The 23,617-nt window shown below is 45.7% G+C and carries 26 protein-coding genes; 1 reads left to right on the forward strand and 25 read right to left on the reverse strand.

Going from position 1 to position 23,617, the window contains the following annotated elements:
• Positions 1–18: 18 nt before the first annotated feature.
• The 22 genes from ACNAZ4_RS01445 to ACNAZ4_RS01550 form a co-directional block, all read right to left on the reverse strand.
• Positions 19–789 carry a ribonuclease HII gene (locus ACNAZ4_RS01445; RefSeq protein WP_415812417.1) on the reverse strand — a complete coding sequence of 257 codons (771 nt, stop codon included), beginning with the start codon at positions 787–789 and terminating at the stop codon, positions 19–21.
• 89 nt (positions 790–878) lie between these two features.
• Positions 879–1,754 carry a ribosome biogenesis GTPase YlqF gene (gene ylqF, locus ACNAZ4_RS01450; protein ID WP_415812418.1) on the reverse strand — a complete coding sequence of 292 codons (876 nt, stop codon included), beginning with the start codon at positions 1,752–1,754 and terminating at the stop codon, positions 879–881.
• Positions 1,755–1,806: 52 nt separating this feature from the next.
• Positions 1,807–2,361 carry a signal peptidase I gene (lepB, locus tag ACNAZ4_RS01455; protein ID WP_415812419.1) on the reverse strand — a complete coding sequence of 185 codons (555 nt, stop codon included), beginning with the start codon at positions 2,359–2,361 and terminating at the stop codon, positions 1,807–1,809.
• A 169-nt stretch (positions 2,362–2,530) separates the two neighbouring features.
• Positions 2,531–2,875, reverse strand: a complete 345-nt coding sequence (gene rplS / locus ACNAZ4_RS01460) for a 50S ribosomal protein L19 (protein WP_041964491.1) — start codon at positions 2,873–2,875, stop codon at positions 2,531–2,533.
• 130 nt (positions 2,876–3,005) lie between these two features.
• Positions 3,006–3,746, reverse strand: a complete 741-nt coding sequence (gene trmD / locus ACNAZ4_RS01465) for a tRNA (guanosine(37)-N1)-methyltransferase TrmD (protein WP_415812982.1) — start codon at positions 3,744–3,746, stop codon at positions 3,006–3,008.
• On the reverse strand, positions 3,746–4,264 hold the full coding sequence (rimM, locus tag ACNAZ4_RS01470) for a ribosome maturation factor RimM (protein ID WP_415812420.1): 519 nt from the start codon (positions 4,262–4,264) through the stop codon (positions 3,746–3,748). The genes trmD and rimM overlap by 1 nt, the downstream gene beginning before the upstream one ends.
• Before the next feature lie 7 nt (positions 4,265–4,271).
• Entirely contained in the window at positions 4,272–4,664 is a 393-nt protein-coding gene (locus ACNAZ4_RS01475) for a YlqD family protein (protein WP_415812421.1), read from the reverse strand.
• 190 nt (positions 4,665–4,854) lie between these two features.
• The gene (locus ACNAZ4_RS01480) at positions 4,855–5,085 is read right to left on the reverse strand and encodes a KH domain-containing protein (protein ID WP_023614919.1); all 231 of its coding nucleotides are present in this window, start codon (positions 5,083–5,085) and stop codon (positions 4,855–4,857) included.
• A 14-nt stretch (positions 5,086–5,099) separates the two neighbouring features.
• Entirely contained in the window at positions 5,100–5,372 is a 273-nt protein-coding gene (gene rpsP, locus ACNAZ4_RS01485) for a 30S ribosomal protein S16 (protein ID WP_415812422.1), read from the reverse strand.
• A gap of 109 nt (positions 5,373–5,481) precedes the next feature.
• Positions 5,482–6,834, reverse strand: a complete 1,353-nt coding sequence (gene ffh, locus ACNAZ4_RS01490) for a signal recognition particle protein (protein WP_415812423.1) — start codon at positions 6,832–6,834, stop codon at positions 5,482–5,484.
• A gap of 13 nt (positions 6,835–6,847) precedes the next feature.
• The gene (locus ACNAZ4_RS01495; RefSeq protein WP_415812424.1) at positions 6,848–7,174 is read right to left on the reverse strand and encodes a putative DNA-binding protein; all 327 of its coding nucleotides are present in this window, start codon (positions 7,172–7,174) and stop codon (positions 6,848–6,850) included.
• A gap of 100 nt (positions 7,175–7,274) precedes the next feature.
• Complete coding sequence (ftsY, locus tag ACNAZ4_RS01500) at positions 7,275–8,279, reverse strand: signal recognition particle-docking protein FtsY (RefSeq protein WP_415812425.1); 1,005 nt, start codon at positions 8,277–8,279, stop codon at positions 7,275–7,277.
• An 18-nt stretch (positions 8,280–8,297) separates the two neighbouring features.
• Complete coding sequence (gene smc, locus ACNAZ4_RS01505; protein WP_415812426.1) at positions 8,298–11,864, reverse strand: chromosome segregation protein SMC; 3,567 nt, start codon at positions 11,862–11,864, stop codon at positions 8,298–8,300.
• A gap of 180 nt (positions 11,865–12,044) precedes the next feature.
• On the reverse strand, positions 12,045–12,812 hold the full coding sequence (rnc, locus tag ACNAZ4_RS01510; RefSeq protein ID WP_415812427.1) for a ribonuclease III: 768 nt from the start codon (positions 12,810–12,812) through the stop codon (positions 12,045–12,047).
• Between the two features lie 218 nt (positions 12,813–13,030).
• Positions 13,031–13,264, reverse strand: coding sequence for an acyl carrier protein (locus tag ACNAZ4_RS01515; protein WP_415812428.1), 234 nt, complete (start codon positions 13,262–13,264; stop codon positions 13,031–13,033).
• Between the two features lie 84 nt (positions 13,265–13,348).
• The gene (fabG, locus tag ACNAZ4_RS01520; protein WP_415812429.1) at positions 13,349–14,092 is read right to left on the reverse strand and encodes a 3-oxoacyl-[acyl-carrier-protein] reductase; all 744 of its coding nucleotides are present in this window, start codon (positions 14,090–14,092) and stop codon (positions 13,349–13,351) included.
• Positions 14,089–15,036, reverse strand: a complete 948-nt coding sequence (fabD, locus tag ACNAZ4_RS01525; RefSeq protein ID WP_415812430.1) for an ACP S-malonyltransferase — start codon at positions 15,034–15,036, stop codon at positions 14,089–14,091. The genes fabG and fabD overlap by 4 nt, the downstream gene beginning before the upstream one ends.
• Positions 15,037–15,075: 39 nt before the next feature.
• Positions 15,076–16,074 carry a phosphate acyltransferase PlsX gene (gene plsX, locus ACNAZ4_RS01530; protein WP_415812431.1) on the reverse strand — a complete coding sequence of 333 codons (999 nt, stop codon included), beginning with the start codon at positions 16,072–16,074 and terminating at the stop codon, positions 15,076–15,078.
• A gap of 13 nt (positions 16,075–16,087) precedes the next feature.
• A complete protein-coding gene (fapR, locus tag ACNAZ4_RS01535) occupies positions 16,088–16,657 on the reverse strand; it encodes a transcription factor FapR (RefSeq protein ID WP_415812432.1) in 570 nt (189 codons plus the stop codon).
• A gap of 240 nt (positions 16,658–16,897) precedes the next feature.
• On the reverse strand, positions 16,898–18,994 hold the full coding sequence (gene recG, locus ACNAZ4_RS01540; RefSeq protein WP_415812433.1) for an ATP-dependent DNA helicase RecG: 2,097 nt from the start codon (positions 18,992–18,994) through the stop codon (positions 16,898–16,900).
• Positions 18,995–19,280: 286 nt separating this feature from the next.
• Positions 19,281–20,951, reverse strand: coding sequence for a DAK2 domain-containing protein (locus ACNAZ4_RS01545; RefSeq protein ID WP_415812434.1), 1,671 nt, complete (start codon positions 20,949–20,951; stop codon positions 19,281–19,283).
• Between the two features lie 15 nt (positions 20,952–20,966).
• Positions 20,967–21,329: an Asp23/Gls24 family envelope stress response protein gene (locus ACNAZ4_RS01550; protein ID WP_041965977.1), complete on the reverse strand. Its 363-nt coding sequence runs from the start codon at positions 21,327–21,329 to the stop codon at positions 20,967–20,969.
• 295 nt (positions 21,330–21,624) lie between these two features.
• On the opposite strand from ACNAZ4_RS01550, the gene rpmB reads away from it, so the two are divergent.
• Positions 21,625–21,813: a 50S ribosomal protein L28 gene (gene rpmB / locus ACNAZ4_RS01555; protein WP_023614934.1), complete on the forward strand. Its 189-nt coding sequence runs from the start codon at positions 21,625–21,627 to the stop codon at positions 21,811–21,813.
• A 217-nt stretch (positions 21,814–22,030) separates the two neighbouring features.
• Here rpmB and spoVM read toward each other — a convergent pair whose 3' ends face one another.
• The 3 genes from spoVM to rpe form a co-directional block, all read right to left on the reverse strand.
• On the reverse strand, positions 22,031–22,111 hold the full coding sequence (spoVM, locus tag ACNAZ4_RS01560) for a stage V sporulation protein SpoVM (protein ID WP_144475002.1): 81 nt from the start codon (positions 22,109–22,111) through the stop codon (positions 22,031–22,033).
• Between the two features lie 137 nt (positions 22,112–22,248).
• The gene (locus tag ACNAZ4_RS01565; protein WP_415812435.1) at positions 22,249–22,896 is read right to left on the reverse strand and encodes a thiamine diphosphokinase; all 648 of its coding nucleotides are present in this window, start codon (positions 22,894–22,896) and stop codon (positions 22,249–22,251) included.
• 76 nt (positions 22,897–22,972) lie between these two features.
• A complete protein-coding gene (rpe, locus tag ACNAZ4_RS01570; RefSeq protein ID WP_415812436.1) occupies positions 22,973–23,617 on the reverse strand; it encodes a ribulose-phosphate 3-epimerase in 645 nt (214 codons plus the stop codon).

A 23,617-nucleotide genomic window follows, 5' to 3' on the forward strand; every position in this document is an offset into this window, starting at 1 on the left:
CACCCGCTTTGCCAAGTTCTACTTGATACACTCTCTTACGGGAGCGAATGTTTTCCGGTGATGGTCTGTTACACCGTATTCCCTTAAGGCGTTCAAATGTTCTGCGGTTCCATAACCCATATTTGCCTGGAAGCCATATTGCGGGAATAGTATTCCAAGCTCCCTCATCAGCCGGTCACGCGTCACTTTAGCAATGATTGAGGCTGCCGCTATTGAAATACTTCTGGCATCCCCTTTGATCAGTGCTTCATAAGGATAAGGCGTATCCAGCTTGACTGCATCAATTAAAAGAAAATCAGGATTGATTCCCAATTGGGCTACTGCATGAAGCATCGCTTTTTTGCTGGCCTGAAGTATGTTGATTTCATCTATCTCTGCCGCTTCGATGATTCCGACCCCGATAGCTAGGGCTTCGTCCTGAATGATTTTGAAGTATTCTTCCCTTTTCGCTTCTGTCAGTTTCTTAGAATCATTCAGGCCCGGAAGGTAAAAGTCCTTCGGCAGGATGACAGCACCAGCCACAACCGGTCCAGCAAGCGGCCCGCGTCCTGCTTCATCTATCCCTGCGATGTACTGGTAACCCTGGGTCTGATACTGTCTTTCAAATGAAGTCATCTCGATGAACTGGCTGTGTATTTTCTTTTTTTGCTCTTCTTGCTTTTCCCACTTCAGGATAAGCTGCTGCACCCCTTTGCGGCCATCCTTTTTTAACTCTTTCACGGTTTCTTTGTTTACTTTCTCTTTCCCGAAAAGCTGCTGTTCAATTTCACCAACTGTATATTTCTCCATAAAAATTTCTCCTAAAATGCTTCTTTATTATGTATCGGCAGTCTAAACCAAAAATAAAGGCCCTGGGCTCAGGACCTTTATTTTCAGGTTTAACTTTCTATCTCATCTACTTTGTTTAGATCCTCAGGGCGTTCAAAGGAAAGTGGACCCAATTTTTCTGTTCGTATCTCCCTGATCACAAGCTCGGCGACTTTATCATAATCCACGTAGCCGCCAGGCATTCTGCAGCCTCGAAAATCACCGATTTGATCAAATAGCTCCACGATCTCCTCTGGAAGTTCAGACAGCTTGTACCTCTCCTGAAGACGTTCTGGATAATGTTTTTCCAAGAACCTCAAAGCATATACAGCCAGGTCCTGAAGATTCAGGATGGTATCCTTGATCGCCCCTGTTACGGCGAGCTTGGTCCCTACTTCCTGATCCTCAAACTTCGGCCAGAGGATTCCCGGCGTATCAAGGAGTTCAAGTTCTTTTCCTACCTTGATCCACTGCTGGGCTTTCGTCACACCCGGTCTGTTCCCGGTCTGTGCGATATTTTTCCCGGCAAGGCGATTGATCAATGTTGACTTCCCTGCGTTCGGAATGCCGACAATCATCGCCCGAATCGCTCTCGGTTTGACTCCTTTGGATTTCAGCCTGTCAAATTTATCCTTCAGCAGGACCTTTGATTCCTGGACAATTTGCTTCAATCCCGTCCCAGCTTGTGAGTTGATCGCAAGTGCGGTAATTCCTTTTTCGCGATAATAGCGAAGCCACTTATCTGTGACAGCTTTGTCGGCCATATCCGCTTTGTTCAATAAAACTATTCTGGGTTTATGCTGGATGATTTCATCAATCATCGGATTCCGGGATGAGTAAGGTATCCTGGCATCCACCAGTTCAAATATGACATCGACAAGCTTTAATTTTTCCGTGACCTCTCTGCGAGCCTTGGCCATATGGCCTGGAAACCATTGGATCGTCATAGCAGCCACCTCCTATCTGTTTGCATCTTTCAATACGGCGCCAGTTGATTTACTAGTCTATTGTGCGTAAATCCTCGATTGGCCAGTATATGACGTTAGTTTTTCCGAGCACTTTTTCGAATGGCACTGTGCCAATGTGCCGGCTGTCCTTGCTGAAACGGCGGTTATCGCCCATGACGAAAAGATGGCCTTCAGGGACCGTTTCCCTGCCAATCTTCTCTTCCAGCGTGAATGGGTCTGTGAGTGGCCCATCGATGACTTGTTTTTTATATTCTTCCAAGTATGGTTCTTCATATGCTTTGCCATTCACATACAGCGTGTCATTTTTGTATTCTATTTTATCGCCTGGAAGGCCGATGACTCTTTTTATGTAATCTTTGTTTTCGGGTGCATGAAAGACAATGATATCGAATCTTTCAGGCTCACCGACCTTATAGCTCAACTTATTCACGATCATCCGGTCCTGGTCATGGAGAGTCGGCATCATCGATAATCCGTCCACTACGATCGGGGCAAATAAAAAGTAGCGGATCACGGCTGCCAGCACGACAGCAATCAGCAGTGCTTTTGTCCATTCCCAAAGTTCATTCTTCTTTTTTTCGGCCATTCTTTTCCCACCATTCCAAAATAAATGTAGTTTGAGTACATAACTTTATTTTACATAAGTCAGTCAAGATAAACACGATGGGCGATGATTTTTTTAAATAAATTTTAATTCCGGGATTTTGTAATGAAAAAGGAGCTTGGCTAGGCAAGCTCCTTTTTGACATTCATTCTTATCGAATTTCTTTGATACGAGCTTTCTTACCGCGCAGGTTACGCAGGTAGTAAAGTTTCGCACGGCGGACTTTACCGCGGCGGATAACTTCAAGCTTCGCAATTTTAGGTGTGTTAACAGGGAAAGTACGCTCAACGCCTACTCCGTAAGAGATCTTACGAACTGTAAAAGTTTCGCTGATTCCACCACCACGACGCTTAATCACTACACCTTCAAACAACTGGATACGTTCGCGAGTTCCTTCAACAACCTTAACGTGTACACGTACTGTGTCACCAGGACGGAAAGATGGAAGATCAGTGCGAAGTTGTGCTTTTGTGATTTCTTCGATTAATTGTTGCATCGTTTTCAACTCCTCCCACGAATGCTCTTGCACACTTTCATTGCAGCGGAACATTGTTATAAGTGACCTATAGCACGATTGCTTTTAGCCACAAGAAGTATCTTAACATAAACAGGCACTCACTGCAATATTATTCATTAAGTTTTATCAGCTCATCCAGCCATTTTTTTTGCTGGTCCGACAAATCTGCATCCTCGAGTAAATCAGGCCTCCGGTTCAGCGTCCTTCTCAAGCTTTCTTTCATCCGCCACTCCTCAATCAGCTTATGGTTGCCGGAGACGAGCACATCCGGAACCTTCATGCCCCGGAATTCTGCCGGTCTTGTATAGTGTGGGTGCTCGAGAAGGCCTGTGCTGAAAGAATCCTGGATATGGGACTCTTCACTGCCGAGCACACCGGGAAGCAGCCTTACGACACTGTCGATGACAACCATCGCTCCAAGCTCTCCTCCGGTCAGGACGTAATCTCCGATTGAAATCTCATCGGTGATGACATGTTCACGGATACGTTCGTCATATCCCTCGTAATGGCCGCAGATGAAAATCAAGTGCTCTTCTTTCGCCAACTCCTCCGCTTTCTTCTGGGTATACCTTTCTCCCTGGGGACACATGAGGATGACTCTTGGCGAAGTGCTTTTCGCACGTTCTTTTAAGCCAGCTACGGCATCAAATATAGGCTGGGGCTTCAAGACCATTCCGGCGCCCCCTCCATATGGATAATCATCGACGGTCTGATGCTTGTTATCGGCATAATCACGGAAGTTGACGACATTATACTTGGCCGCTCCCTTTTCAGCCGCCTTTTTTAAGATCGACTGGCCCAACACGCCCTCGAACATTTCCGGGAAAATGGACAGAACATCGATATTCATCATGAGAGGAGCCCTTCCATCGGTTCAATCACAATCATCTTTTCTTTGACATCGACTTTTTTCACGATGTCCTCAATATAAGGGATCAGAAGTTCCTTGCCTTTGCTTCCCTTAACAACCCAGACATCATTGGCACCAGGAGTGAGGATTTCGATGACTTTGCCGAGCTCTTCACCCTCAGTTGTAAACATGGTGCAGCCGATGATATCCTGGAAATAAAACTCGCCTTCCTCAAGTGTGCCGCGCTGTGTTTCTGGAACCTTAAGGATGCCGTCCCTCAATCTTTCAACCTGATTGACATTGTCGAAACCTTCAAATGTCAGCAGGTTGAAATTTTTATGGGTTCTGTGGCTTTTAACGATCAATTCCTCCGGCTCTTTGGAACCCGGCATGAATAACAATAATGTATTCCCTATCTTATAGCGTTCCTCTGGAAAGTCGGTCCTTGAAATCACCCTAACCTCGCCGCGAATGCCATGCGTATTTACGATCTTTCCGACATTAAAATACTTTTCCATTTCACAATCACCTCTCGCGTATTTCGGCCACGATGCCATCTTTCACAATAATAGTCTTTCCTGAAAGAAACTCATCCCATTGATCGCCAACACTAACTTCGACAATCCCTTGAAGCTCCGTCTCTTTAATTTCACTCCCAAGCGGAAGAATATGTAGTTGTTCTATTTGAAAATCCAGGAGCTTGATTTTCTCTTTATGGACTTTTATTTCTTGTTCAAAATGCTTTTTCAATGTTTCAGGCGAAAACTTCTTTGATTTTTCTAGCTTCTTCAGTTCAAATCTCAGTTGATCGCATTCCTTCTGCAGCTGAAGCTTTCTGGAGTGGTATTTTTGGTGGATTTTTTCCTTGCTTTCTTCTGTCAGTACCTGTTTGACAATGATTGTTTGCAGTACCTTCAAAGCATTCCCTCCTTAAAGCCAACCTGGTCACAGCCTATTATGTTGCACAGATAACAATTCAACCTAGTGGTCACTGCAATATCAATTATCTATTATACCTTATTTCCTGCAAATAGAAAAAAGGAGGGTTACCCCTCCCTTCAGAACAATCATTATAGAGTTAACTACCTTCTGCTTGCGCAGCTGATTGTCATTCGACGATTTCCAAGAAAATCTTCTTTTGCTGTGATGACCCTGCTGCATAGACTACTGTTCGAATCGCCTTTGCAACGCGTCCCTGCTTCCCAATAACTTTGCCCATATCACTTTTGTTGACGGAAAGCTTATAGGTAACGCGCTGATCCTCTTCATGTTCATTTACATGGACATCTTCAGGAAAATCAACAAGTGGCTTCACGATCGTCTCGATTAATTCTTTCATGGGCGTGTCCACAATTACTTGCTAAGCTTTGAGTTGTGGAATTTTTCCATGATACCTTGCTTAGAGAACAAGTTACGCACTGTATCAGATGGTTTAGCTCCGTCGTTAAGCCACTTAAGAACCAACTCTTCGTTAAGTTCAACCACAGCTGGTTGAGCAACAGGGTTGTAAGTTCCTACAGACTCGATGAAACGGCCGTCACGTGGTGAACGGGAATCAGCTACTACAATACGATAGAAAGGAGACTTCTTAGCTCCCATACGCTTTAAACGAATTTTTACTGCCATTTTAAATAAGCACCTCCGAATAGTTTCACACAAGATAGAATAATACCAAATTGAAAACAGCTTGTAAAGGGTTTTTTCTTTACAGACTGAAAATACCTGAATTTACAAGTTAAAAAGGGTTGAACGGCAGCTTGAAACCGCCTTTTTTCTTGCCTTTTTGCTGCATGTTCGTCATCTGTTTCATCATCTTTTTCATATCTTCGAATTGCTTCAGAAGACGGTTCACTTCCTGGATGGAGGTCCCGCTTCCTTTCGCGATCCGTTTGCGCCTGTTGGCATTGATGATTTCCGGATGAGTTTTTTCGTTGGCGGTCATCGACTGGATGATCGCCTCGACATGCGAGATTTGCTTCTCGTCGATTTGAAGATTGTTCATGCCCTTGATTTTATTCGCACCAGGCATCATTTTCAGGATTTCATCCAATGGTCCCATCTTCCTCACCTGGCCAAGCTGATCCAGGAAGTCATCGAGGGTAAATGATGCAGTACGCATTTTCTTCTCAAGTTCTTTCGCCTTTTCTTCATCGACGTTTGCCTGTGCCTTCTCGATCAGAGTCAGCACGTCACCCATTCCCAGGATCCTGGACGCCATCCTTTCAGGGTGGAATGCTTCCAGGGCATCCAGCTTTTCACCGAGACCGACAAATTTAATCGGCGTATTGGTGACGGCGCGGATGGAAAGCGCAGCACCGCCTCGTGTATCACCGTCCAGCTTCGTCAGGACGACACCAGTCAGGCCGAGCTGTTCATTGAAGCTCTGGGCAACATTGACGGCATCCTGTCCTGTCATCGCATCGACGACAAGGAAGATTTCGTCTGGTTTGGTAAGCTCCTTGATTTGCTTAAGCTCATCCATCAGGTTTTCATCCACATGAAGACGGCCTGCCGTATCGATGAGGACATAATCATTGTGGTCTTCCTTCGCTTTGGCAATTGCCTGCTTAGCAATTTCAACCGGGCTGACCTGGTCTCCCAGCGAGAATACCGGCATGCTCAATTGCTTGCCGAGTGTCTCTAGCTGCTTAATGGCAGCAGGGCGGTAGATATCAGCCGCTACAAGCAATGGCTTGCGGTTATATTTTTTGCGAAGGAGATTTGCCAGCTTTCCGGTTGTTGTCGTTTTACCTGCACCTTGAAGCCCGACCATCATGATCACAGTCGGCGGGCGATTGGAGGCAGCAATCTTGCTTTGTTCTCCGCCCATCAACTCGGTTAGTTCTTCTTTAACAACCTTGATGACCTGCTGGCCCGGAGTCAGGCTCTTTACGACCTCCTGGCCAATGGCCCTTTCAGTGACCTTCTTCACGAAGTCTTTGACAACCTTAAAGTTAACGTCGGCTTCAAGAAGTGCCAGACGGACCTCTCGCATCATTTCTTTTACATCCGCTTCTGTGACCTTGCCTTTTCCGCGGATCTTTTGCATTGTATTTTGCAGTCGGTCGGCCAATCCTTCAAATGCCATATCATGTGCCTCCCTAGTCTAATTTCTCAAGCTCGGCTATCATTTCAGCTAAAACGCTGTTCTCTCCATCGCTCGCAAGCTGTTTCATTTTTGTGATTAGCTCGCTTCGTTTCTGGAATTTTTCGAACAACAACAACTTCTCTTCGTACTCCTCAAGCATCGCTTCGGTACGTTTGATGTTGTCATATACAGCCTGGCGGCTAACATCATACTCTTCGGCAATTTCTCCAAGAGAGTAATCATCAAGATAGTATAGAGCCATATAACTGCTTTGTTTTGGAGTCAGTAATGCCTGATAAAAATCATACAAATAATTCATGCGGTTCGTTTTCTCAAGCATTTCAATTCCCCCATGTTAAGTGAAAAACCTTTACATTAAGAGTTTACACAGGTTCATCTTCCCTGTCAAGATAAGTTCTTTACAGCAATTCGCCTGTAAATCAAGATTCTTCCGCCATTTCATCTTCCTCGACAAGGTCAGCAAACAGGCCATAAACATATCTTTCAGGGTCGAATTCCTGGAGGTCATCCATCTTTTCGCCAAGACCGACAAACTTCACCGGGATATTCAGTTCATTGCGGATGGCAAGGACAATACCACCCTTCGCAGTCCCGTCAAGCTTGGTCAGAACGATGCCGCTGACATCTGTCGCTTCCTTGAACGTCTTGGCCTGGATCAGTGCGTTCTGGCCGGTGGTGGCATCCAATACGAGCAATACCTCATGAGGAGCGCCGGTCACTTCTCGTTCAATGACACGCTTAACCTTCTCAAGCTCCTTCATCAGGTTGACCTTGTTTTGAAGACGTCCGGCCGTATCACAAATCAGGATATCAGCTTTACGTGATTTCGCTGACTGGACAGCATCATACATGACAGCCGCAGGGTCGGAACCTTCTGCCTGCTTGATGACATCCACTCCGACACGCTCTCCCCAGACCTCAAGCTGCTCGATAGCTCCTGCACGGAATGTATCCCCTGCAGCAAGAAGGACATTCTTTCCTTCACTCTTGAATTTATGGGCCAGTTTACCGATGGTCGTTGTTTTGCCGACGCCATTGACACCAACAAATAAGATAACTGTCAATCCATCTTCCTGGATATTCAGCTGGAAGGATTCATCGGCAGATCCGTTTTCATAGATTTCAACAAGCTTCTCGGAAATGACACCCTGCACATCTTTCGTGTCCTGGATGTTGCGGCGCTTAACCTCTTTCTTCAGCTCTTCGACTAACTCCATCACCGTTTCAAAACCAACATCCGCCTGGATGAGGATTTCTTCAAGCTCTTCGAAAAATTCTTCATCGACCTTGCGATAACGGGATACAAGGTCATTCACTTTATTCGAGAAATTATCTCTCGTTTTCGTCAAGCCTTCGCGGAATTTCTCTGTGACACTCTCTGTCTGTGTCGTAAATTTTTCTTTTAACTTCTTAAAAAAACTCACGGTCCATCGCCTCTCTCATTACATTTTCACAAGTTCTTTCGAATCTTCCAGCCGGACGGACACAAGCTTGGAGACACCCGATTCCTGCATAGTGACACCATACAGTACATCCGCTTCCTCCATTGTACCCTTGCGGTGGGTGATGACGATAAATTGCGTTTCATCACGGTATTTTTTCAAGTATTGAGCGAATCGGTACACATTGGCTTCATCCAATGCCGCTTCCACTTCATCGAGGATGCAGAATGGGACTGGGCGTACCTTCAGGATTGAGAACAGCAGTGCAATTGCCGTCAATGCGCGCTCACCGCCAGACAGCAGCCCGAGGTTTTGAAGCTTTTTCCCCGGTGGCTGTGCGACAATTTCAACACCTGTGTTCAACAGATCATCAGGCTGGGTCAGCCGCAGGTCTGCTCTTCCGCCGCCGAACAATGCCTGGAATACCGGCTCGAAGTGTGAGCGGATTCCCGTGAATGTTTGCTCGAAACGCTTTTTCATTTCATGGTCCATTTCTTCGATGACAAGGAATAGAGTGTCTTTAGCTTCCTGAAGGTCATTCTTCTGCTCCAGCAGGAATTCATAACGCTCAGATACCCGCTCATATTCTTCAATGGCGCCAAGATTGACAGTCCCGAGCTCGTCAATCGCCAGTTTGATCAGCTTCACTTTCCTTCTCGCTTCATCAGCCGGGATTGTCAGCGGATACTGCTCCTTGGCACCCTCATAGGAAAGCAGGTACTCTTCGCGAAGATGGGCAAGCTTATTGTCCAGTTCAACATCAAGCCTGTTCAATTTCACTTCCTCATCCTTGAGCACTTCATTGATGCCTTTTTGCAGCCTTCTAAGCTCCTTCGACTCCAATTCATCGTCCTCAAGTCTGTTCTGCAGCTCCAGTCGCTCATGTCTTCTGGATGCAATCAGCTTCAGTGTTTCATTTTTATCCTGGAACTTCCGCTTAGCTGCTTCCTCCAGCTGAGTTTCACCAGAGGAGCTATCAGTCATCTCCGAAGAAAGAAGGGACAGGTCTTCTTTCAGCACAGACAATTTTTCTGATTGCTCTTCTGCCTGTAAGCTTGCCGAATCCAGTTTCTCCTTCACATGCGAAAGCTGTTCTTTCTTTGCAGCGAGGCTGATTTTCAAATCACCTATCTCAGAAACAAGCGTATCCTTGGAGGTAGAATTCGAGTTTTTCAGCTCTGTCAGTCTTTCTATTTCTTTATCATATTGAAGCAGTGTCTGCTGATACTTTGCCAGCAGCTCATCCAGTTCGACCAATCTTGATTCAAGCTTTTCCTTGTCTGTATCAAGCTGAGTCTTTTCCGAATCATAGACCGACAGACGCTCATTGATATTTTTCTGTTCCAGCTCGACCTCGCGGAGATCGCCTTTCAGGGCCTGCTGTCTGAAGCGAAGCTCTTCTCCGGTTTTCCTGAGTTCTTCAAGCCTCGCTTCGCTTGATTGCGTGTCAGCCTTCAATGCTTTCACCCGTGATTCCAGCGTTCTGGTTTTCTCTTCCATGTCAGCAAGCTTTGTGGTCAAATCCTCCAATTCACCTTTACGGCTTAATAAGGATGATGATTTTTGCTTCACTGCACCGCCGGTCATTGATCCGCCAGGGTTGACTACATCGCCTTCAAGGGTGACGATCCTGCTGCGGTATTGCAGCATTTTCGCTATTTCGTTTGCACCTTTCAGATCCCTGGCAATCACGACATTACCGAGGAGGTTCTTGATGACCTCGGCATATTTTTGATCATTCTGGATCAAATCAGCGGCAGTTCCGATATAGGCGCTGTGTCCTGAAAGAAGCGAAAGCTGTGAGCTCGCCAGATACTTGCCCTTGATGATGCTGAGGGGCAGGAAGGTTGCCCTCCCGAATGATTTTTGCTTAAGATACTGGATCGCAGTCCGTGCATTTTCTTCCGTCTGGACGACAATATGCTGCATTGCTCCGCCAAGAGCCGTTTCAATTGCCGTTTCATATTGCTTGGGCACATGAATCAGTTCAGCAATGGCTCCCTCTACCCCATGAAGACGGGTATTTCTTGCTTTCAACACCTCTTTTACTCCCTGGAAGAAGCCTGAATAGTCTTCTTCCATTTCCTCGAGCATTTCTTTCTTTGATTTCGCCTGCTGGAGGAACTGATAGGCTTGATAAAGTGTTTTTTCTTGCTTCTCATAATTGCTTCTCAGAGATTCAAGTTTCCTTTGTTCTTCAAAATAGAGCTTTGCCTGCTCTTCCAATTCTAGCTGTGCAGAAGCAGCCTTCTTCTCGATCCCTGCTTTTTTATCGTTGATTTCATCGCGGATCGATACAAACCGATCATTATCATGATCCAGTCTAGACCCCTTGGCTGCATGCTGCTGCAGCTGCTGCCCGATATAGATTTTTTCATTTTTGGCACCGGCTTGCTCGTTCAGTACCTCGATATAATCACTTTTGATTGAATCGATCTTTAGCTCGACATCTTCGCTATAGAGCGTTAATTGCTCTTGCTTTTCCTTGAGCTCTTTCTGCAGTGCAGCCGCCTCAGCCGCCAGCTCAGATACAGATTGCTCATATTCTGCCTTCTGTTCTTCAAGTCTGGAAATCGAGTATGTCAGTTCCTCAATATTCTTTTCAAGCTGGCCTTTATTTTGTGATGCATTCTTTTTTCGTTCCTTGAGGACTTCCCTTCTGCCTTCCAGCTTTTCAAGCTCCTCGCTTGCATGCAGAAGGACATTCTGAAGGTCGCTGACCGATTCATCCAGTGCAGCTAACTGATCTCTCATTTTTTCAATTTCCGCTTCTTTTTTCTGCAGAACGGCCGACTGTTTGATCTCATCTTCTTTATGCTGCTCCAGCTGCCTGGAAAGCTGTTCCCACCTGGCATGCAAATCCTCGATTTCATACGCTGTCAGCGCTACTTCGATCTTTTCCAGTTCTTCCTTTTGCTGAAGATAATCCTTAGCAATCGAAGCCTGGATTTTTAATGGCTCGACCTGGCCTTCCAGCTCATGGATGATGTCGGTTACACGGTTCAAGTTCTCCTGGGTTTCAAATAGCTTGCTTTCCGCTTTTTTCTTCCGGGACTTATACTTTAGGACACCAGCCGCTTCCTCAAAGATCGTCCGTCGTTCTTCAGGCTTGCTGTTAAGGATTTCTTCAACTCTTCCCTGGCTGATGATCGAGAAGGCTTCGCGGCCAAGTCCGGAATCCATGAATAAATCGACAATATCCTTCAGCCTGCAATTCTGTTTATTGATTAAATATTCGCTGTCTCCTGAACGGTATACACGCCTTGTTACGCTCACTTCGTTGTAATCAAGCGGTAATGACTGGTCCTCGTTGTCGAGGGTTAATGTAACTTCTGCAAAATTCAGCGGTTTCCGTGAATCACTGCCGGCAAAAATGATGTCTTCCATTTTTGCGCCCCGGAGTGACCGGGCTGATTGTTCCCCCAGGACCCAGCGAATGGAATCGGTGATATTGCTCTTACCGCTTCCATTCGGTCCCACGACAGCGGTCACGCCTGGAACGAATTCCACAGAGATTCTCTCGGCGAACGATTTAAAGCCGACCACATCTAATCTTTTTAAAAACAATATGGCTCTCCCTTTCCTGTTAAACTTTTTCTGAGATGTCATTAGAAAAGCAACTCGAGCTGCACCAACATAAGTTTTTTGCAGCATTCCCTAGAGCCAGCTCGTGGGTGAAACTGGCTAAACGCAGTTGGACTTTTCTCCTAGTGGAATCAGTTAAATTGCTTTAAAAAGCCTTGTGGCCTATTTTCCGTCCTGTTCCGGAGCAGCCTCTATGTGGGACTTCAGCTTTTCAAGAGCCATCTGGGCAGCATGCTGCTCCGCTTCCTTCTTGGAGCGGCCTGTACCAGTACCCAACTCTTGGCCATTCAGGTAAACACGGGATTCGAACTCCCTGCTGTGCGCTGGGCCAATCTCCTTCATGATTTTGTATTCCAGCGAGCCTGCGGCATCGCGCTGGACGAGTTCCTGAAGCTGGCTCTTAAAATCCATCACATGAGAAAAAGCACCGGCATTGATTTTTGGAAAGACGATTTCTTCCAGAAATGTCGTGACTGTATCGATTCCTTTATCAAGGTACAAAGCGCCGATGAATGCCTCGAAAACATCAGCCAGAAGTGCTGGCCTTGTCCTTCCGCCTGTCATCTCCTCACCTTTGCCCAGTAACACCAGTTCACCAAAGACCAATTCATTGGCAAAGGCCACAAGCGACGGTTCACAAACGACAGCAGCCCGAAGCTTTGTCAATTCACCCTCGCTCATCATCGGGTATTTTTTAAATAAAAATTGGGATACAGTCAGTTCCAACACAGCGTCCCCGAGAAATTCCAGTCTTTCATTATCCTCATGGGGTTTCCTGCGATGCTCATTCACATAGGATGAATGGGTAAAAGCCTGTTTTAATAGCTTGTCATTCTCAAAATGAATTCCGATTCTATCCTGGAATTCTTTGAATTTCAGGTCCTTTGCGCGGATATTCTTTTTTTCTCTTTCTCTGCCATTATTGCGCATGATTTATTCCACCTTGCTCATAAATTAAAGCTGTCATTACATGAATTGCCGATTTTGCAATTCTATACAGACTACTAACAGTTTACAAAAAATATTGTCCATAAAGCAAAAAAACTTGGTTTGATTCCAGCAGATTCCTTATCAATGAGAGCCAAGAGCTTTATTTACAGAAGAAAGCCCCGTTTTTTAAAAACGGAGCTTCTCAGTAAACTCAACAATTACACTTGGCTATTTATGTAGTTCACAGCGTCACCAACTGTACCGATTTTCTCAGCGTCATCATCGGAAATTTCCATGTCGAATTCGTCTTCCAATTCCATGACCAATTCAACAACATCAAGGGAATCAGCACCTAGATCATCTTTAAAAGATGCTTCTAAAGTTACTTGAGATTCATCAACTCCCAAACGGTCAACAATAATTTTTGTTACGCGTTCTAAAACGTCTGCCATGCTCGTTCACCTCCCCTCAAGCCATTATAGATGATTTTATCTAATTAATAAATGGCTGCCAAAACTTTATTTTTGTTCCAAACTCTACATGACCATGCCGCCATCGACGTGGAGTGTTTGGCCTGTCATATAGGCACCGTCTTCAGATGCGAGGAAGATAACAGTCCGGGCAATATCCTTTGGCTCTCCAAAACGCGCCAATGGAATCTGCTTCAGCATTTCCGACTTGACTTCTTCATTCAGCTTATCAGTCATGTCAGTCGTGATAAAGCCTGGCGCAATGGCGTTGACAGTGATTCCTCTTGACGATAATTCCTTCGCAGTTGTTTTCGTCAGTCCGATCACTCCGGATTTTGCCGCAACGTAATTCGCCTGCCCAGGATTACCGCTGACACCGACAATCGATGAAATATTGATGATCCTGCCGCTTCTTTGCTTCATCATTTGCCTTGTGACGGCTTTCGTGCAAAGGAAGACCCCTTTAAGGTTAATATTGATGACATCATCCCATTCGGATTCTTTCATTCTCATCAACAGGTTATCTTTTGTAATACCCGCATTGTTGACGAGTATGTCAAGCTTCCCGAAATGTTCGATTGTTTCTTTTACCATCTCAGTGACTGAGTCGGAACTGGAAACATCGGCCTGAATCGCAAAAGCATCCCGTCCCATCGCTTTGATGCCATCGACCACTTCCAGCGCTTTCGCTTCGCTGCCGGCATAATTGACAGCAACCGAGGCACCTTCCCGGGCAAGTTCAAAGGCGATTTCCCTGCCAATTCCACGCGAAGCGCCTGTTACGAGCGCTATTTTACCTTCTAGTCTCATTCCTTCTCCTCCTTCAATGCTGTCACCGCAGCTCCACAAGTTTCTGCATCATAGATAGCAAATGTCCTTGCAGAACGGTTCACTTTTTTTACTAGACCGGATAATACCTTTCCAGGTCCGATTTCTATAAAAGTATCAACTCCGAGTTCAAGCATCTTTGAGACGGAATCCTCCCAAAGTACCGGAGAATAGAGCTGTTCTACCAGTCTCTTTTTGATTTCGGCTGCTTCTGTCATCGGTTCGGCGGTCACATTGCCGATTACCGGGATCGAGGCATCCTTCAGTGAAATACTGTCGAGGACAGCTTCAAATCTTTCAGCTGCCGGTTTCATTAGTGAGGAATGGAACGGCCCGCTCACATCCAAAGGAATGACCCGTTTGGCTCCGGCTTCCTTCGCTTTGACAGCTGCTTCTTCCACACCAGCTTTGGAACCCGAGATGACAATTTGCCCCGGGCAATTCAAGTTGGCCAGCTGAACAGGATTCCCACCCGCCGAAACAGTCTCGGTCACATCCATTAGCTTATCGCGGTCCATGCCAAGAACGGCTGCCATCGTGCCTTCTCCATTTGGCACCGCTTCTTCCATGAATTCACCACGTTTGCGGACAGCATGAACAGCATCCTCAAAAGATAAGGCGCCCGATGCGACAAGTGCCGAATATTCCCCAAGGCTATGGCCTGCGGTAAAATCCGGTTTGATCCCAAACTGGCTGAAATATTCCAAGATGGCGATGCTTGTCGTCAGCAATGCAGGCTGAGCATTTGTCGTGAGCGTCAGCTTCTCCTGCGGGCCTTCAAAAATCAAATGACTCAAAGACTCCCCAAGGACTTCATCCGCTTTTGTAAATGTTTCAGACACTTCCTGCTCCGACTGTGCAAGTGCCTGTCCCATGCCTACTGTCTGTGACCCTTGTCCTGGAAATAAAAACGCGATTTTCCCCATGAAAGATTCCCCTTTATCGTTTATTTTATCCAATCGATCCTACTGAATGACGCCTCCGGTCTTTTCAACCGCCGCCCTGATCGTACCTGAAACATCTTTTTCGACCATTTCTCTAGCCTGTCGGATGGAATTGAAAACGGCATTCGCATCCGAAGATCCATGTGCCTTAATGACTGGAGCCTTTAATCCGAACAATCCGGCACCACCATATTCGGTATAATCCATCTTATTTTTCAACTGAACGAGGTCAGGCTTCAGGACTGCAGCAGCCATCTTACTCTTGAAGCTTGAAGTCAGGGCTGATTTCAGCATTTTAAACACTGACATTGCCGTTCCTTCAATTGTCTTCAGCACCATATTGCCAGTGAATCCGTCTGCAACGACCACATCTGCCACACCATCGAGCAAGTCTCTCGATTCCACATTGCCGATGAAATTGATATCTGCCTGTTTCAGTAAATCGAAGGTGCTTCTTACCAGTTCATTCCCCTTCTTTTCTTCTGTGCCGATATTCAGAAGTCCAACCCGCGGGCGTTCAATCCCCCTTGCTTTCTCACTGTAAATCGAACCCATGATCGCATATTGGACAAGATGCTCTGGCTTGGCATCAGCATTTGCCCCTACATCGAGAAGCAGGAAGCCTTCGCCGCCAATCGTCGGAAGTGTCGGAGCAAGTGCCGGCCGCTCTATTCCATTGATCCGGCCGACTACAAACAATCCGGCAGCCATCAATGCTCCCGTGTTTCCGGCTGAAATGCAGGCATCTGCCTTCCCGTCTGCTACCTGCTGTGCTGCAAGAACCAAAGAAGCTGTTTTTTTACGGCGAACAGCCCGCACAGGTTCATCTGTTCCAAGGATGACCTCTTCGGTATGCAGGATTTCAACCCTCTCTTCGGTCGTCAAATGCTCCCTGATTTTTTTCTCGTCACCGACAAGGAGGATCTGTATGTCTTTGAAGTTTTCTACTGCTTTCATTGCGCCAAGGACGATTTCTTTTGGTGCATTGTCTCCGCCCATCGCATCTACTGCAAGCCTCATTGCTTTTCATCCCTTACTTATCATTATTTGATCTATACATTTCAAATTCACCTTTGAAGACAAGTTCATTATTGACGTAACTCATCACTTCTACGATTGTCCGCCCATTATCACTATCGATTTTTGTGACCCTCGCTTTGGCGATGACCCGTTCACCTTCTTTAACCGATCTGGTAAACTGGATGTTCGATTTTGCTGTCAGCGCCAATTCATCATTGATCACAGCAACAGCCAAAGAATTCGCCTGGGCAAATAAATGGTGGCCTCTGGCGATTTTATTCCGTTTGAAAACATGTTCTCTTTTTATATCAAGTATGGAAATCGCATTTTGATCAAGCTCAATATCTATTATTTCTCCAATCACTTCTTCGAGTGGTAATGAACGGACTTCATCTTCAAAACGTTTTTCAGCAACGTTCTTGATCCTCTCCCTAAGTTCAGGAATAGACAATTCGAGTCTGTCCAGCCTTATCGTCTGAATGCTGACAGCAAATTTTTCAGCCAGCTCTTCATCTGTAATGAATGGATTATCTTTTATCGTATCAGTCAGCAGTGACTGCCGTTCTTTTTTGTTGCGTTTCATCTAAAAAACACCGCCCGAGCTATTAAGACTAGGTACTAATAGTAGTATATATATTATAAAAAAAGATTGCAAGAAGAAATATTTATATCAGAAAAGCGCAAGCGCCTTGGTCAGCCCCGACAAGTGTTGGAACTGAACAATCTTCGAAGTGAATTTTATACTTTCTTAACTATTAAAAAACGGAAGCAGATGACTGCTTCCGCTCTATCATTCTTCTAAAAATAAATAGATTGGGTTGAATCAATCCAGTTTTTCATTTGCCAGGGCACCAGACTCTGTAAGATACTCGCGCAATGCCCGATAATTTTCGCTTTGCCAGAACGCTTCTGACTGCACCAGCAAGGAGGCATCATTCCTAGCTGTTTCCAAAGCGCGGTAATCATGGACCATGTCCGCCACTTTGAATTCAGGCAGGCCGCTTTGTTTTTTCCCAAAGAAATCTCCAGGGCCGCGCAGCTCAAGGTCCTTTTCACTTAGAACAAAACCATCATTGGTTTCAGACATGATTTTCATGCGTTCTTTCCCGACTTCACTTTTCGGGTCGGCGAGCAAAATGCAATATGATTGGTCACTGCCGCGGCCAACCCTGCCTCTAAGCTGGTGGAGCTGGGACAGGCCAAATCTTTCTGCATCATATATGAGCATCACCGTGGCATTTGGGACATTCACACCCACTTCGACGACGGTCGTGGAGACGAGCACTTGGACTTCATTTTCACTGAACGCCTTCATTACCTGGTCTTTTTCATCTGAATGAAGACGGCCATGCATCAATCCGACTTGATAACGGTCCTTAAAATAGAAGCTCAGGGTGCTGTGGACATCGATGGCATTCTGGACATCAAGCTTATCTGACTCCTCAATCAATGGACAGATCACATATGCCTGTCTCCCTTTAGCCAGTTCCTTTTCCATGAAGGATAGCACCCGCTCAAGCATCTCATGCTTAGCCCAATACGTTTCGATTGTCTTGCGGCCAGCCGGCATTTCATCGATCACCGAGACATCCATTTCACCAAAGACCGTGATTGCCAATGTCCTCGGGATTGGTGTCGCGGTCATGAACAGGACATCCGGATTTTCACCTTTCTCCCTAAGAACTCGCCTTTGTTCAACTCCAAACCGATGCTGCTCATCTGTGATTACGAGTCCGAGGCTTTTAAAGTCGACTTCGTCCTGAATCAAGGCATGCGTGCCAATCAGGACATCAATTTCCCCGTTCTTCAATTGCTCAAGCATTTCTCTCCTGCGCTTTCCCTTTACCGAGCTTGTCAGCAGGGCCGCTTTTACACCGAACGGCTCAAGCAACTGGGTCAGGGACTGGGAGTGTTGTTCAGCCAATATTTCCGTCGGGACCATCAAGGCACCTTGATAGCCAGCTGTTTTTGCTGCATACAGGGCAATCGCTGCGACTACCGTTTTACCTGAACCAACATCACCTTGAAGAAGACGGTTCATACGGTAAGGCGATTTCATGTCCCCGAGGATCTCATTGACTACCCGTTTTTGGGCTCCTGTTAACGGGAATGGCAGCCCGCTAATGAATTCTTTCAGCTTGTCCAATTGATAGGAAAAGACAATCCCCGGACTCTGCTCCCGTTCCAGTTTCCGCAAAGACTGCATCTTAAGCTGGAATAAAAGGAACTCCTCATAAACAAATCGCCTTCTCGCCTGCTTCATCTCATCAGAACCAGAAGGAAGGTGCATGATTCTTAAGGCATCCCTGCGGTTCAGCAGCTTATATTTTTGCAGGAGCTCAGAAGGCAAAACCTCCTCTATCTCATGCCCGAACTGGGAAAAAGCCTGCTTGATCAGCCTCCTGATCGTTTTAACGGTCATTTTTCCTTTTACTGCATAAACCGGTTCGAAATCCTGGCTTTGAGCTCTCTCTCCCACAGACATTTGGCTTGCAGTGATCGTCTGTCTGTGCTGGTCCCATTTCCCCGTGACTGTAATCGTCTCTCCGATGGTGATTTTTTGTTTTAAATAAGGCTGGTTGAAGAAAGTAACAATGATTAAGTAACGGCCCACTAGCAGCCTGACAGTAAGCCGATTCTTTTTGCGTCCGTAATAAACGAGTGCCGGCTCACTGTGAACTTTGCCCTCTACCGTGACTCTTTCGTCATGCTTTACTTCCGCCAGATCCTTAAGCCGATAATCTTCATACCGATACGGGAAGTATTCGAGCAAATCACCGACAGTCCTGATGTGCATATCCGCCAGAGTCTCCGCCATTTCACTGCCGATTCCCTTGATTGCTGTTACTGGTTGCTTTAATTGTTCATTCACATTGTTCAAGCGGTGTGCCGAAACCCTTGGCCTCCAGCTTCCGGCCAATCGGTGCTGCCGCTCCCCCTCCTTACGCTGTTTCTGGAGTGCTATTTTTGTATCAATTTGCCCGGAGGTCAGACAAGGCCAGGCAATTCCTCTGCTTTTTCCACTTTTACCTGGCCACCATATACATCTGATCCTTCAGCTGCTCTTACGTTTCTCTTTTCATATATGTTACTGGAGACAATCCTGTTATAAACAAAACGAAATAGAAGGGGAATCCCCTTCTATTTCTTAGTATCATATAGCAATTTTATTTGTCCAGCCTGAGAGTCTCACATACCGGAATTATTTATTCGATTGCGAAGATGAAGGCGTATAATGGCTGTTCGCCGTTATGGACTTCAATTTCTACGTCGCCATATTTTCCTTCAACAAACTCAACAATGGAATTGACATCATCATCTGATGCGTCTTCCCCTTTAAGGATGGTCAGGATTTCCGTGTCTTCATCGATCATCTGGTCCAGCAATTCTTTCGCTGCTTTGACTTTATCCTGATCTTTCAAGACAATCTTTCCATCGGCAAGGCCCATGAAATCTCCAGTTGAGATCTCAAGTCCATCGATGCTCGTGTCACGGACTGCATAAGTCAGCTGGCCCGTCTTCACATGCTGCATCGCTTCTGACATCACATCTTTATTTGCTGCCGGATCGGCTGATGGATTGAATGAGAGCAATGCTGTCATTCCCTGCGGCACAGTTTTTGAAGGGATGACCACCACTTCTTCCTCTGCTACCTCAGCAGCCTGTTCTGCAGCCATGATGATGTTTTTATTGTTCGGCAGGATGATGACCTTTCGTGCATTGACCTCTTTGACAGCTTTGATGATGTCCTCGGTGCTCGGGTTCATCGTCTGGCCGCCTTCGATCACGGCGTTTGCACCAATGCTGCGGAAAAGCTCAGCAATGCCGGATCCCATCGAGACAGCGACGATTCCGTATTCCTGCTTTTCTTTCTTTGACGCAGTCGTCTGTGTACGCAAAGGTGTTGTCGGTTCACCGATAATATCCGTATGCTGCTGGCGCATATTTTCGATTTTCATATTGATGAGGCTTCCATACTTTTGTCCATATGACAGAACATCGCCAGGCTGTTCTGAGTGGATATGTACTTTTACGACCTCTTCATCGGAAATGACAAGAAGAGAGTCTCCATATTTGCTCAAATCCTGACGGAAATCCTCTTCAGAGAATGCTTCTTTCCCTTCAAGCCTGACCATGAATTCAGTACAATAGCCAAATTCGATGTCCTCTGTATTCATGTGGCTCTGCACGCTCTTATGATGTTCAGCGCTGACAAGATCATTCATGTTAGGCATGGCAGATGGGGAATCAGGAAGCTTCTCACCCTTCAATTCTGCAAGGAAGCCTTCATAAACGAAGACAAGTCCTTGTCCGCCACTGTCCACTACTCCAACTTCCTTCAGGACCGGCAGCAAATCTGGTGTGCGATTCAATGAAGCCTTTGCTTCTTTAAGAACCTCTTCCATAAGTCCATCAATGCTGTCGTGGTTTGGTGCTGCTGCAACAGCATGCCTTGCAGCATCTTTGGCCACTGTTAAGATCGTACCCTCAACCGGTTTCATGACTGCCTTATAGGCAGTCTCCACACCCGCGTTTAAAGCAGCTGCAAATTCAACAGATGTAACGGTCGGCTTTGTTTCAATGGCTTTCGCAAATCCGCGGAACAGTTGGGAAAGGATGACTCCTGAGTTGCCCCTTGCTCCCATAAGCAAACCTTTGGCAAGCGCGGAACCTACCTTCCCGATATGTTCCTGTACATTGTTCTTTACTTCCTTGGCACCGGAAGTCATGGATAAATTCATATTTGTTCCCGTATCACCATCAGGAACAGGGAAGACGTTCAACGCGTCGACATACTTGGCATTCGCCGCCAAATGGTTGGCACCCTGAATCACCATCTCCGCAAAACGTTTTCCGTCTAGAACATTAATAGACACAAATCTTTCCTCCTCTTACGGGTTCGTTACACGAACTCCCTGAACGTAAATATTGACCGAGTCAACTGCCAGCCCTACAGTTTTATCAAGAGTGTACTTAACCTTTGATTGGACATTGTGGGCAACCTCGGAAATTTTCGTCCCATAGCTCACAATAATATACATATCGATATGTACTTCTTCGTTTTCCTGGCGAACGATGACTCCGCGTGTGAAATTCTCCCTGCGCAGGATATCTGTTAATCCGTCCTTGATCTGATTCTTTGAAGCCATCCCGACAATACCATAACAATCAACTGCTGCACCGCCTGCAATTGTTGCAATGACATCATTTGATATATCAATTTGTCCGTACTTCGTTTTTAGCTCGATGGACATGACTCGTTCCCCCTTTGGAAAAAATAGCATTATGCTACAGTTATTTTACTATAAGCTAATCAATTTTTAAAGTTATTCTGCCCTTCCCTTTATTATTCAGCAAGAATCTTAACTATATGTCAAGGTTTTTTTCTTTATAGCTTTTGCCGGAAGTATTGCAAATGGGAAATTTCTATGATAAATTATTAAAGTATGTCAGAGAAGAGGTTATCATGTTTCATTCGCAATTCTGACGATATGCAAATAATTGCAGTAAAAAATAGTAACCGCTTTTGTCAGTTAGGAGGGAAATCATATGCCACGTAAATGTGTAGTAACTGGTAAATCAACTCGTTCTGGTAACGCACGCTCCCACGCAATGAACGCTAACAAGCGTACATGGGGTGCTAACCTTCAAAAAGTACGTATTCTTGTAGACGGTAAGCCTAAGCGTGTTTGGGTATCTGCAAGAGCTTTAAGATCAGGTAAAGTTGAACGCGTATAATTAAAAACCGCAGATGTACTGCCTGGCTCAATCAGCCGGAAGGAAACTGCACGGCATCCTTAAAGGGTGCCTTTTTTTTATTACCGGAATCCAGTACGTCCATCCTTCTGTTCATTCTGCCCATTTCATGAAAAAATAACAGCACCCCGTCACCAGGGTGCCAAATGCTTGCATATCGGTTTTCAATCTTTGATTATCCTTCACGCTAAAATGGTTTTTAATCCTTTTTAAATGCACCTAACATCGCCCGTACGAGGCCACCCAAAAATCTAGGCAGTTTGATTGTATAGAATCTCATACCGTCCCTCCTCACCATCTCTCACAAACCAGTCTTCTTTCTGTATCCCTATAGTATATTCCCGGGTATACAAAATTTGCTCCTTTCAGGAGAAGAAATCACAAACCCGAAAAGAACGCTGAGCTAATGAAGACATTTCAATCCCTGCTCCTTACTACTAATAATATGCCTTCGGAAAAAGAAAAAGTACCATGACCTCTAATAAGTTCATTACTAATACATAGTGTGGAGCCCATCGGAATATGACAATCATTTAATGGGTATTTGAAATTTTCAAGCGAAAGTCCGGAGACTGACGGTGTGACTGGAAGGAAGGAAATATACTTAAACTCATCAATCGGCTCAACTGTGTAGTTGCCTGGTTTTTTTATATATAAAATATTTTGTGTATCGATGATCTGGATAAGGGCAGGAGCACCCTCCTCAAGAGGCCTGACAAGCAGCTGGACATTGGCCATGAAATGGTCAATGCGGCCCCCTGTCGCGCCAAATATTGCAATCGACTCCGGGTTCTGGCCAATAGCCCAGTTTAGTGCCAGCTCCAAATCCGTTTCATCTTTTTCAGGCTTGAATTTTTTCAGGTCAGCAACCGCCTTTTCAATGCTTGCCATTTCTTGTTCGGAAACGGAATCAAAATCCCCAAATGCTGCCGTGGGATGGACCCCTGCTTCTAATAAATAGAATACACCCCTATCGATCCCTACCCAAATCACATTTTCCTCTTCGTAAAGATGGAAATCAGGTATCAGCTTCCGCGGTCCGCCAGCTACCAGGTTAATTTTCATTTAAAGATCTCCTTTATTTCAGGTTACAGATTCCCTTTATTGAAGAAAAGCCAGCCTCTGTAAGGCTGGCTTTTCTTTATGGTCTCAAGCTTGAGATCGCGGCTTCTCTGTCTTCTTTATTGAAGATTGCCGAACCCGCTACCAGAACATTCGCCCCTGCTTCAATCACAAGCTTCGCTGTCTCCTCGTTCACTCCGCCGTCGACCTCGATTTCCAGGCCTGGATTCAGTGAATCAGCCAGTTCTTTGACGTGCCTGATTTTTGGAAGAATTGAAGAGATGAACTTCTGCCCGCCAAACCCAGGATTGACTGACATAAGCAGAACCATGTCAATATCCTCGATAATATGCTTCAGGCTTTCTACTGGTGTAGCAGGATTTAAGACGACGCCTGCCTTGACCCCTGTTGATTTAATCAATTGGATGGTCCTGTGCAGATGCCTGCATGCTTCCACATGGACGGTGATATAATTGGCACCTGCCTTGGCAAATGCTTCGATATATTGGTCCGGGTTCTCGATCATCAGGTGAACGTCAAGGGGAAGCTTTGTAACCGGCCTGATTGCCTCGACAATCAGGGGTCCGATCGTGATATTCGGCACGAAATGCCCATCCATTACATCCACATGGATATAATCGGCTCCGCCACGCTCGACATCCTTTATTTCTTCGCCAAGACGGGCAAAGTCGGCTGATAAGATTGAAGGTGCGATCTTAACCAT

Source organism: Mesobacillus thioparans (assembly GCF_965138835.1).
Taxonomy (GTDB): Bacteria; Bacillota; Bacilli; order Bacillales; family Cytobacillaceae; genus Mesobacillus; species Mesobacillus thioparans.

Bases quoted from the DNA above. Each gene is read 5' to 3' on its own strand.
- ACNAZ4_RS01495 (WP_415812424.1), bottom strand. From the start codon at position 7,174: ATGCTTGAGAAAACGAACCGCATGAATTATTTGTATGATTTTTATCAG.
- ylqF (WP_415812418.1), bottom strand. From the start codon at position 1,754: ATGACGATCCAATGGTTTCCAGGCCATATGGCCAAGGCTCGCAGAGAG.
- ACNAZ4_RS01550 (WP_041965977.1), bottom strand. From the start codon at position 21,329: ATGTCCATCGAGCTAAAAACGAAGTACGGACAAATTGATATATCAAAT.
- ACNAZ4_RS01480 (WP_023614919.1), bottom strand. From the start codon at position 5,085: ATGAAAGAATTAATCGAGACGATCGTGAAGCCACTTGTTGATTTTCCT.
- spoVM (WP_144475002.1), bottom strand. From the start codon at position 22,111: ATGAGATTCTATACAATCAAACTGCCTAGATTTTTGGGTGGCCTCGTA.
- ACNAZ4_RS01565 (WP_415812435.1), bottom strand. From the start codon at position 22,896: ATGAAAATTAACCTGGTAGCTGGCGGACCGCGGAAGCTGATACCTGAT.
- rpe (WP_415812436.1), bottom strand. From the start codon at position 23,617: ATGGTTAAGATCGCACCTTCAATCTTATCAGCCGACTTTGCCCGTCTT.
- ACNAZ4_RS01445 (WP_415812417.1), bottom strand. From the start codon at position 789: ATGGAGAAATATACAGTTGGTGAAATTGAACAGCAGCTTTTCGGGAAA.
- rpmB (WP_023614934.1), top strand. From the start codon at position 21,625: ATGCCACGTAAATGTGTAGTAACTGGTAAATCAACTCGTTCTGGTAAC.
- fabD (WP_415812430.1), bottom strand. From the start codon at position 15,036: ATGGGGAAAATCGCGTTTTTATTTCCAGGACAAGGGTCACAGACAGTA.
- rpsP (WP_415812422.1), bottom strand. From the start codon at position 5,372: ATGGCAGTAAAAATTCGTTTAAAGCGTATGGGAGCTAAGAAGTCTCCT.
- fabG (WP_415812429.1), bottom strand. From the start codon at position 14,092: ATGAGACTAGAAGGTAAAATAGCGCTCGTAACAGGCGCTTCGCGTGGA.
- fapR (WP_415812432.1), bottom strand. From the start codon at position 16,657: ATGAAACGCAACAAAAAAGAACGGCAGTCACTGCTGACTGATACGATA.
- plsX (WP_415812431.1), bottom strand. From the start codon at position 16,074: ATGAGGCTTGCAGTAGATGCGATGGGCGGAGACAATGCACCAAAAGAA.
- rimM (WP_415812420.1), bottom strand. From the start codon at position 4,264: ATGGAAAAGTATTTTAATGTCGGAAAGATCGTAAATACGCATGGCATT.
- ffh (WP_415812423.1), bottom strand. From the start codon at position 6,834: ATGGCATTTGAAGGATTGGCCGACCGACTGCAAAATACAATGCAAAAG.
- lepB (WP_415812419.1), bottom strand. From the start codon at position 2,361: ATGGCCGAAAAAAAGAAGAATGAACTTTGGGAATGGACAAAAGCACTG.
- rplS (WP_041964491.1), bottom strand. From the start codon at position 2,875: ATGCAACAATTAATCGAAGAAATCACAAAAGCACAACTTCGCACTGAT.
- trmD (WP_415812982.1), bottom strand. From the start codon at position 3,746: ATGAATATCGATGTTCTGTCCATTTTCCCGGAAATGTTCGAGGGCGTG.
- ACNAZ4_RS01515 (WP_415812428.1), bottom strand. From the start codon at position 13,264: ATGGCAGACGTTTTAGAACGCGTAACAAAAATTATTGTTGACCGTTTG.
- rnc (WP_415812427.1), bottom strand. From the start codon at position 12,812: ATGCGCAATAATGGCAGAGAAAGAGAAAAAAAGAATATCCGCGCAAAG.